This is a genomic window from Caballeronia sp. M23-90 (assembly GCF_053574605.1).
Window position 1 is genome coordinate 1 of sequence record NZ_JBSIPA010000745.1, and the last position, 1,828, is coordinate 1,828.

At 61.5% G+C, this 1,828-nt stretch carries 1 protein-coding gene and 2 pseudogenes; 2 read left to right on the forward strand and 1 reads right to left on the reverse strand.

Going from position 1 to position 1,828, the window contains the following annotated elements; genetic code table 11:
• Positions 1-197: pseudogene (locus ACRXB1_RS35420) on the reverse strand (IclR family transcriptional regulator domain-containing protein); the annotation flags it as partial.
• A gap of 158 nt (positions 198-355) precedes the next feature.
• Here ACRXB1_RS35420 and ACRXB1_RS35425 point away from each other — a divergent pair.
• Positions 356-1,612, forward strand: a complete 1,257-nt coding sequence (locus ACRXB1_RS35425) for a Rieske 2Fe-2S domain-containing protein (protein ID WP_449494700.1) — start codon at positions 356-358, stop codon at positions 1,610-1,612.
• A 2-nt stretch (positions 1,613-1,614) separates the two neighbouring features.
• Positions 1,615-1,828, forward strand: a pseudogene (locus ACRXB1_RS35430) (aromatic-ring-hydroxylating dioxygenase subunit beta); the annotation flags it as partial.

Sequence of the window (1,828 nt, forward strand, 5' to 3'; positions counted from 1 at the left end):
TGGCTGAGGTCCGCGAGATGCGCGGCGTCCGAAACGGTCATGCGCGCGGTCGACGCACCGAATGCCTCGATGATCGCCAATCCCTTGGCGAGGCCCGCCATCCCTTCTTTCGCACGTGCCTTACCGCTCGGAACGGCACTTTCTTTAGGCATCAACTCGCCTTCCTGCCCGTTGACAGGTTCTTTGACCGATGTCATATTGGATTCAAATATCGAACAACGTACGGTATTCGAACACGTTCGAACCCGTCTGTCAACCTGGCACGGCATGCGAAGAGCGGTCCTCAACGGATCCAGGCGGCGTTGGAACGGTCCCCGCAATACATGGAGCGAGCAACTTGAACATCATTCCCATCATGCCGGCGCGGCGCGCCAGCATCACCTGGCCGTCCGAGGGCCTGACGCGCGTGCCCTACGCGCTGTTTCAGGACGAAGGCGTGTACGCCGACGAACAGGACGCGATCTTCCGCGGCCCGAACTGGAGCTACCTGTGCCTTGAAGCTGAAGTGCCGAATCAGGGCGACTTTCGCAGCACATTCGTAGGCGACGCCCCGGTGGTCGTCACGCGCGATACGGACGGCGAAATCTATGCGTTCGAGAATCGCTGCGCGCATCGCGGCGCAATGGTCTGCCTCGAAGACCAGGGCAATGCCAGAGATTTCAGTTGCGTGTATCACGCATGGACCTACAGCCTGCAAGGCGATCTGGTAGGCGTCGCATTCAAGGACGGCATTGACGGCAAGGGCGGCATGAAGCCGGATTTCTGCACCGGCGATCACGGGTTGCGCAAGCTGCGTGTCGCGACGCTGCATGGCCTCGTGTTCGGCAGCTTCTCCGACGAGGTCCCGCCGCTCGACGAGTACCTCGGCGAAGAGATCGTCGAGCGTATCGCGCGCGTGCTGGAGAACCGCAAGCCGGTCGTGCTCGGGCGATTCACACAAATGCTGCCGAACAACTGGAAGCTCTATTTCGAGAACGTCAAGGACTCCTACCACGCGAGCATTCTGCATCTGTTCTTCACGACGTTTCAGCTCAACCGCCTGTCGCAGCGCGGCGGCATCATCGTCGATCCGAGCGGTGGTCATCACGTGAGCTACTCGGCTGTCGACCATGCCGCTGAAGCCGCGGCACAACGGAAAGCCACCAGCGACTACGCGGATCAGAAGATCCGTTCGGAAAGCGAGCATCGTCTCGAAGACACTTCCGTGCTCGCCGGCGTGGACGAGTTCGGCGACGGCGTCACGCTGCAGATTCTTTCGGTGTTTCCCGGCTTCGTGCTCCAGCAGATCCAGAACGCGATCGCGGTCCGCCAGATTCTGCCGCGCGGGACGCAGCAAACCGAATTGAACTGGACCTACCTCGGCTTTGACGACGACACGCCCGAATTGCGCGAAATGCGCCTGCGCCAGTCGAACCTGGTCGGGCCGGCGGGTTACGTGTCGATGGAAGACGGATGCGTCGGCGGCTTCGTGCAACGCGGCATCGAAGGCGCAAGCGACGGCCGCTCCGTGATCGAAATGGGCGGCGATAGCGCCGAAAGCAGTGCGAGCCGGGTGACGGAAGCGTCGATTCGCGGCTTCTGGAAAGCCTACCGCAACGCAATGGGATACTGAGAATGGCGCAAGACATCTATCAACTGATTGCTCGCGCGCAGGCCGACTACGTGCGCTGCATCGACGACGGCGATCTCGCGCAATGGCCGGACTTCTTCACCGATTCCTGCGTCTACAGGGTGACGACCGCCGACAATTACAAGCGCGGCCTCACGGGCAGCATGATCTACGCGGCTTCGCGCGGCATGCTGATCGACCGGATTGCTTCGCTGCGCG